This window comes from Streptomyces sp. NPDC030021, from assembly GCF_055574035.1.
The window spans coordinates 1-7,664 of sequence record NZ_JBVIAH010000049.1; the positions used below are offsets into that span (position 1 = coordinate 1).

General features: G+C 73.2%; 7 protein-coding genes. 5 read left to right on the plus strand and 2 right to left on the minus strand.

The annotated features are described in order from the left end of the window. Positions 1–409: 409 nt before the first annotated feature. Both ACZ4YL_RS41205 and ACZ4YL_RS41210 read left to right on the plus strand, forming a co-directional pair. Positions 410–1,147 carry an enoyl-CoA hydratase family protein gene (locus ACZ4YL_RS41205; RefSeq protein ID WP_468123645.1) on the plus strand — a complete coding sequence of 246 codons (738 nt, stop codon included), beginning with the start codon at positions 410–412 and terminating at the stop codon, positions 1,145–1,147. After that, positions 1,135–1,734: a TetR/AcrR family transcriptional regulator gene (locus ACZ4YL_RS41210; protein ID WP_468123646.1), complete on the plus strand. Its 600-nt coding sequence runs from the start codon at positions 1,135–1,137 to the stop codon at positions 1,732–1,734. Before ACZ4YL_RS41205 ends, ACZ4YL_RS41210 begins: the two co-directional genes overlap by 13 nt. Before the next feature lie 73 nt (positions 1,735–1,807). Here the strand turns inward: ACZ4YL_RS41210 and ACZ4YL_RS41215 are convergent, their stop codons facing one another. Then, positions 1,808–2,914: a citrate synthase 2 gene (locus tag ACZ4YL_RS41215; protein WP_030009579.1), complete on the minus strand. Its 1,107-nt coding sequence runs from the start codon at positions 2,912–2,914 to the stop codon at positions 1,808–1,810. A 200-nt stretch (positions 2,915–3,114) separates the two neighbouring features. On the opposite strand from ACZ4YL_RS41215, the gene pdxH reads away from it, so the two are divergent. Beyond that, positions 3,115–3,777 (plus strand): pyridoxamine 5'-phosphate oxidase, encoded by a 663-nt coding sequence (gene pdxH / locus ACZ4YL_RS41220; RefSeq protein WP_468123649.1) that lies wholly within the window; start codon positions 3,115–3,117, stop codon positions 3,775–3,777. A 532-nt stretch (positions 3,778–4,309) separates the two neighbouring features. Continuing rightward, positions 4,310–5,632, plus strand: coding sequence for a PAS domain-containing protein (locus ACZ4YL_RS41225; RefSeq protein WP_468123651.1), 1,323 nt, complete (start codon positions 4,310–4,312; stop codon positions 5,630–5,632). An 84-nt stretch (positions 5,633–5,716) separates the two neighbouring features. Here the strand turns inward: ACZ4YL_RS41225 and ACZ4YL_RS41230 are convergent, their stop codons facing one another. After that, positions 5,717–6,472, minus strand: coding sequence for an SIS domain-containing protein (locus tag ACZ4YL_RS41230; RefSeq protein WP_468123653.1), 756 nt, complete (start codon positions 6,470–6,472; stop codon positions 5,717–5,719). A 257-nt stretch (positions 6,473–6,729) separates the two neighbouring features. Here ACZ4YL_RS41230 and ACZ4YL_RS41235 point away from each other — a divergent pair, with 257 nt between their 5' ends. Continuing rightward, complete coding sequence (locus ACZ4YL_RS41235; protein WP_388830832.1) at positions 6,730–7,422, plus strand: metal-dependent transcriptional regulator; 693 nt, start codon at positions 6,730–6,732, stop codon at positions 7,420–7,422. Positions 7,423–7,664: the final 242 nt, after the last annotated feature.

Below are 7,664 nucleotides of genomic sequence, written 5' to 3' on the forward strand. Positions count from 1 at the left end.
CGTCGAAGCCCACAAGGGGGACGGAAGCCGCCCTGTCGAAGCCCTGCCGTGGGGCGGGGACACGCAGGAGGGTCCCCGCAGGACGAGGCGCGACCACGGCCGTCTGGCCGTGACAAGCCCGGACGCGCCGAGCCGAGGAGACCCTCGTGCGGGGCACCGCCCCACACCACCCAGCCCCGCCGGCGATTGAGGCGACACCACGGCAGGGAAGCCACACCGCCGAGCACCCCGCAAGGGACCGGCCCCGCCGGCGATTGAGGCGACACCACGGCAGGGGAGCCACACCGCCGAGCCGACCGCCGGGCACCCCGCAGGGGAAACCGCAGGGCAAACCGCAGGGGCAACGTACCCTCCCGGAGGGGACTCGGCTCCCGAAGTACCCCCATCCGCAAACCACTCCGGAGGAGACATGGCCCCACTCGTGCACGCCGCCCAGGCGACCGGCATCGTCAGCCTCACCCTGGACTCCCCGGGCAACCGCAACGCCCTTTCCGCCGGCCTCGTCGCCGAGCTCCGCTCCGCGCTCGCCGCCACCGCCGCGGACCCCGCCGTCCGGGCCGTCGTCCTCACCCACACCGGCACCACCTTCTGCGCCGGGGCCGACCTCAAGTCCCCCTGCGATCCCGCCGACTTCCTGGCCCTGCTCCGCGAGACCGCCGAGCTGCCCAAGCCCGTCGTCGCCCGGGTCACCGGCCACGTCCGGGCCGGCGGCCTCGGGCTGCTCGGTGTCTGCGACATCGCCGCCGCCGGACCGCAGTCCTCGTACGCCTTCACCGAGACCCATCTGGGCCTCGCCCCCGCGGTGATCTCCATGCCGCTGCTGCCGCGCCTCGACCCGCGCGCCGCCGCCCGCTACTTCCTCACCGCCGAGGCCTTCGACGTAGCCGAGGCCGCCCGGATCGGACTGCTCACCCTGCACGGCGAGGACGTGGACGTGGCCCTGGAGCCCGTACTCGCCGGCCTGCGCAAGGCCTCCCCGCAGGGGCTGGCCGCGACCAAGGCGCTGACCTCCGCCGCCGTACGGGAGGCACTCACCCGCGACGGCTCCCGCCTCACCGAGCTGTCCGCCGGACTGTTCGCCTCCGACGAGGCCCGCGAAGGCATCACCGCCCGCTTCGAGCGCCGGGAACCCTCATGGTCGCTGTGACCGGCCCCGCGCAGGGCCCCAAGCAGGCGCGCAGCCGCGTCACCCGCCGCCACCTCCTGGAGGCGGCCGTGTCCTGCCTGGCGGAGCACGGCTGGGCCGGTTCGACCGTCTCGGTCGTCGCCGAACGGGCCGGGGTCTCGCGCGGCGCCGCCCAGCACCACTTCCCCACCCGCGAGGACCTGTTCACCGCGGCCGTCGAGTACGTCGCCGAGGAGCGCTCCACCGCCCTGCGCGACCTCTTCCACGCCGGCCCGGCCGCCCGCCCCGCCGTGGTGGAGGCGCTGGTCGACCTGTACACCGGCGCCCTCTTCCGGGCCGCCCTCCAGTTGTGGGCGGCCGCCTCCAACGAGGAACAGCTGCGCCCCCAGGTCACCGAACTGGAAGCCCGGGTCGGCCGCGAGACCCACCGCATCGCCGTCGAGCTGCTGGGTGCGGACGAGTCGGTGCCGGGCGTACGGGAGACCGTGCAGGGCCTGCTGGACATGGCGCGGGGCCTCGGCCTGGCCAACGTGCTCACCGACGACACGGCCCGCCGGGCCCGGGTGGTGGCCCAGTGGTCCCGGATCCTGGACACGGCCCTGGGCTGAGGCGGCGGGAACGACAAGGGCGCCGCACCCCGCCCGCGGGATACGGCGCCCGACCTGCCTGGCGGCTAGGCGCCTACGCGGTCTCGGCGATGTCCGCGTAGCCCTCGATCTCCTGCGGGTTGCGCCGCCCCGGCCCGATGTAGCGGGCCGAGGGCCGCACCAGGCGGCCCGTGCGCTTCTGCTCCAGGATGTGCGCCGACCAGCCGGCGGTACGGGCGCAGCTGAACATCGACGTGAACATGTGCGCGGGGACCTCCGCGAAGTCCAGCATGATCGCCGCCCAGAACTCCACGTTCGTGGCGAGCACCCGGTCGGGGCGGCGTGCGTGAAGTTCCTCCAGCGCGGCCTTCTCCAGCGCGGCGGCCACCTCGTAGCGAGGCGCGTCGAGCTCCTTGGCCGTACGCCGCAGCACGCGGGCGCGCGGGTCCTCGGCACGGTAGACGCGGTGGCCGAAGCCCATCAGCCGCTCGCCCTTGTCGAGGGCCTTCTTCACGTACGCCACGGCGTCGCCGGTGCGCTCGATCTCCTCGATCATGCCGAGCACGCGGGACGGCGCCCCGCCGTGCAGCGGCCCCGACATGGCGCCCACCGCGCCGGACAGCGCGGCGGCGACGTCCGCGCCGGTCGAGGCGATCACCCGCGCCGTGAAGGTGGAGGCGTTCATGCCGTGTTCGGCGGCCGAGGTCCAGTACGCGTCGACGGCCTTGACGTGCCGCGGGTCCGGCTCGCCCCGCCAGCGGATCATGAACCGCTCGACGACGGACTCGGCCTTGTCGATCTCCCGCTGCGGCACCATGGGCAGGCCCTGGCCGCGGGCGGACTGGGCGACGTACGACAGTGCCATCACGGCCGCGCGCGCGAGATCGTCGCGGGCGGTCTGCACGTCGATGTCCAGCAGCGGTTTCAGACCCCACACGGGGGCGAGCATCGCGAGCGCGGACTGGACGTCGACACGGATGTCACCGGAGTGGACCGGAATGGGGAAGGGTTCGGCGGCCGGCAGGCCCGGGTTGAACGCACCGTCGACCAGCAGGCCCCAGACGTTCCCGAAGGAGACGTGGCCGACGAGGTCTTCGATGTCGACGCCCCGGTAGCGGAGCGAACCGCCTTCCTTGTCGGGCTCGGCGATCTCCGTCTCGAACGCGACGACCCCTTCGAGCCCGGGTACGAAGTCGGACATCAGGCGGCTCCTCAGATAGTGCGAACACGCGCGGCTCCCGGCGTGACTCGCGGTCCGGCGCGGTCATCCCCGTTGATGCCCGGCACGGCCGTCGGTCACCCACTCGGGGACCTTCGGACCGGCCCCAAGATTTTGGCCGTTCCGCCCCGGCTGCGGAAGCGTGACATACGGCACACCGTCACCGGTCCGGCTGCGGCAGGATGGCCAGCGTGACCGATCAGGACATTGACCCCGCCATCATGCGCAAGCAGTACCGCTCGGAGATCGTCGACGAGGGGAGTCTCGCCGGGAATCCGATGGACCAGTTCGCCCTCTGGTTCCAGCAGGCCGCCGACTCGCGCCTCTTCGAGCCGAACGCCATGGTCGTATCGACGGCCACCCCGGACGGACGGCCCAGTTCGCGGACGGTGCTGATGAAGCAGTTCGACGGCCGGGGCTTCGTCTTCTTCACCAATTACGCCTCCCGCAAGGGCCGTGAGCTGGCCGAGAACCCGCACGCGGCCCTGCTCTTCCCCTGGCACCCGATCGCCCGCCAGGTGATCGTCACGGGCACGGCGGCCCGTATCGGCCGCGACGAGACGGCGGCGTACTTCCGCTCCCGCCCGCACGGCTCCCAGCTGGGCGCCTGGGCGAGCGAGCAGTCCAGCGTGATCGAGTCCCGTGCGGAGCTGGACCGGCGCTACGCCGAGCTGGAGGCCCGCTACCCGGAGGGCGAGCAGGTGCCGGTGCCGCCGGAGTGGGGCGGCCTGCGGGTGGTCCCGGAGGCGGTGGAGTTCTGGCAGGGCCACGAGAACCGCCTGCACGACCGCCTGCGCTATGTCCTGGACGGGGACGAGTGGCACGTGGAGCGGCTCTGCCCGTAGGACCGGCCGGGGCGGGGAACGCAGACGACCCGCGGGCTCGGGTTTCTCTCCTGCAGTGAGAGAAGCCGGCCGGACGTACCGGCGAGCCCGCGGGTCGGGTGACTGCTTGGGATTGGCGCCAGGCGACTCCGCCGGGCACTGCACTGGGTGCGTGCGACGACGGGCGCTTAGCCCGCAGTCACCTCACGCGTCCGGAGTTCATACATTTCCGGGATCACCTCCTTTCAGTGTGTGTCCACTGTAGGCAGGCCTGTGCCGTCCGCTCAATCGAATTTCGTCGGCGAATCCGTAGGCGTATCCATCGGCTCTTCGGAGTAGCCGCACGTTCCGGTGGGAGACACCGCGTCCGGTCGACGCCACCACCAGGATCTGCGCGGGCACCCCGTCGACTCGAACGTGCGGCCGTTCTGGTGGTGCTTTCCCAGATGTAGGGGGATGCGCACCGATTTCCCCGAAAGCGGTGTGCGCTGCGTCACGTTCCAGTTCAATGATCTGACGTGCCGCATACGCGAACACCTGCTGGGGGTGCCAGGTGAGTGCTTACGGACGTGACGAGACCGCTGACGATCTGCTCGCAGCGCTGCTGGACGGGATGGACGCCGCCCTGTGCGCGTTCGACTCCGACGGCGTGATCACCCACTGGAACCGCGAGGCCGAGCGGATCCTGGGCTGGACCGCCGCCGAGGCCGTGGGCCGCAAGGGCTTCGAGGGCTGGGCGGTGCGGGCCGCCGACGCGCACGACGTCCAGGACCGGCTGATGGCCGCCCAGCACGTGCCCGGCCGGCAGGTGCACGAGTTCGCGCTGCTGACCAAGGACGGCGGGCGCGTCCTCGTACGGACCCAGTCCGCCGGGGTGCCCGGCGCGGACGGGAAACCCGCCGGGGTGTACTGCGCCTTCAGCGAGGTGCACGCCCAGATCGACCTGGAACGCTCCATCGCGCTGAGCGAGGCCCTGATGGAGGACGCCTCGTGGGGCGTCGTCCTCGTCGACGTCGACCTGCGGCCCGCCGTGGTCAACGCGCACGCCGCACGGGCCTTCGGGACCGGCCGCACCGCGCTGCTCGGGCGGCCCCTGGGAGAGCTGCTGACCCAGGGCGTGGAGGAGCTGGAGGGTGCGCTCCAGCACGTGCTCGCCGAGGGGGCTCCGCCCGCACCGGTGGAGATGTGGGTGTCGGTGCGCACGCCGGAGGGGGTGCGGCGCAGGTGCTGGCGGTGCGGGTTCCTGCGGCTGGCCTCGCCGCTCGCGGAGGAGCCGGTACCGCTGGGCGTCGGCTGGCTGTTCCAGGACGTCACCGAGGCCCGCCAGGAGCAGCTGGACACCGCGCAGCTGCGGTTCCGCTCGCACCAGCTCCACCGTGCGGGGCGGGCCGCCGCCGAGTGCGAGGATCCGGCCGAGGCGGCCGGCGTACGCCTGGACTTCGCCCTCGCCGGCTTCGCCGAGCACGCGCTGCTGGACGTACTGGACCCCACGGCCGACCCCGAGCGGCGCAGGCTCGTACGGTCCGCCGCGTCTCCGCCGGCGCTGCCGGGCCCCGGGTCGATCCCCGTCCGGTACGCGGCCGGGCACCCGGCGCTGCAGGCCCTGGACCGGATCGGCTCGGTGCGCACCAGCGCCCCGCGGGGGGAGGCGGACGCGGAGTGGGCGCGGGCCCGCCAGTGGCCCGAGGGTGCCGTGCACGTGCTGTGCACGGTGCTGCGGAGCCGGGGGCGGACCCTGGGGGCGCTGACGTTCCTGCGCGGGCCCTCGCGGGCGGCCTTCGAGCGCGCGGACGCGGCGTACGCGGAGGAGGTCGCGGCCCGGGTCGCGGCCGACCTGGACCTGGCGGCGGGTCCGGTCGGCCCGGAGAGGGGCTGAACGCGGCCGGGGTTCCGGCAGGCGCGGTGTGCCTCGGGCCAACTCCTCGTGGGGCGCCGTCCGTCGGGTGCGGCCCGGTGCGGGTCAGTGCCGGAAGAAGATCCGGTCGCCGTACTCCTGCATCACGCGGCCGTTCCACTCGTGGCCGCCGTCGACGTTGCCCGAGCGCAGCAGCGGGGGCTCCACCCCGCGGGCGGCGAGCTCACCGGCCGCCGCCGCCATGACCGCCTGCATGATCGCGCTGGTCACGACGGTGGAGGCGGGGGCGAAGGGCGCGTCGATGCCGTCGATGCTCAGCTCGGCGTCGCCGACCGCGATCTTGCTGTCGAGGACGACGTCGCAGTGGTCCTTGAGGAAGGTGCCGGAGACGTGCCGTGACTTGGTCCCGGTCGCGTACGCCACCGAGGTCACGCCGATGACCTTGAGGCCGATGGCGCGGGCGTTCATCGCCATCTCGACGGGCAGGGCGTTGCGCCCGGAGAGGGAGATGATCACGAGGACGTCGCCGTCGGAGGCGGGGCTGCTGTCGAGGACGGCGCCGGCCAGGCCGTCGACCCGTTCCAGGGCGCTGCCCAGGGTCGCGGGCATGACGTCGATGCCGGCGGTGCCGGGGACGGCGAGGAAGTTCATCAGGGCCAGCCCGCCGGCCCGGTAGACGACGTCCTGGGCGGGCAGCGAGGAATGCCCGGCGCCGAAGGCGAAGAGCCGGTTGCCGGAGGCGACCGCGTCGGCGACGAGGGAGCCGGCCTCGGCGATGTGCGGGGCCTCCTCGTCCCGGACCCGCTCCAGCAGACCGATGGCGGCGTCGAAGAACTGACCGGCCAGCTTGCTCTCGCTCATACGCCGATGGCCCTTCCAGGGGTGGGGGAGCGTCCGTGTCCGCCGCTCACCGTGCGGTCTGGACCAAGGGCGTGTCAATACGAACGTCAATCCCGGGCCGAAAGCTCTGGTCGCGCGCCCCGGACATCCTCGGCCGATCTTCCCGGGGATGTCCGGGAGATGTCCGGGAGCGGTCTTGACCCACGGCACGGGACGGTTGTCGGCCCGATGCGTCAGAATTGGGGGCAGGGCCAGCGCACGCAATCCGAGGGGCACGAATGTCCGGACTGATCGATACCACGGAGATGTATCTCCGCACCATCCTCGAGCTGGAAGAGGAAGGCGTGGTCCCCATGCGCGCCCGCATCGCCGAGCGGCTCGACCAGAGCGGTCCGACGGTGAGCCAGACGGTGGCGCGCATGGAGCGGGACGGCCTGGTGGCCGTCGCCAGCGACCGGCACCTTGAGCTGACGGAGGAGGGGCGCCGACTGGCCACGCGTGTCATGCGCAAGCACCGGCTCGCGGAGTGTCTGCTCGTCGACGTCATCGGCCTGGAGTGGGAGCAGGTGCACGCGGAGGCCTGCCGTTGGGAGCACGTGATGAGCGAGGCGGTGGAGCGGCGGGTGCTGGAGCTGCTGCGTCACCCGACCGAGTCGCCGTACGGGAACCCGATCCCGGGGCTGGAGGAGCTGGGTGAGAAGGCCGAGGCGGATCCGTTCCTGGAGGACGGCATGGTCAGTCTGTCCGAGCTGGACCCGGGCGCCGAGGGCAAGACCGTGGTCGTGCGGCGGATCGGTGAGCCGATCCAGACGGACGCCCAGCTGATGTACACGCTCCGGCGGGCGGGCGTGCAGCCCGGCTCGGTGGTGAGCGTGACCGAGTCCCCGGGCGGTGTGCTGGTCGGCAGTGGTGGTGAGGCTGCCGAGCTGGACGCGGACGTCGCCTCGCACGTGTTCGTGGCGAAGCGCTGACCCTCCGGCGCGTCGGCGTTCGCCTGACGGCGTTCGCGTCGGCGCGGATGTGTCCGGTGGACCGGTCCGTACGAGCTGTGCCCCGGGGGGTCCTGCCCCACGGGTCGTGACCCGTACGGCCGACCAGCCCTTGGTGTGGGCGGTCCCGGGGGGGGGGGGGGGGGGGGGGGGGGGGGGGGGGGGGGGGGGGGGGGGGGGGGGGGGGGGGGGGGGGGGGGGGGGGGGGGGGGGGGAGGGGGGGG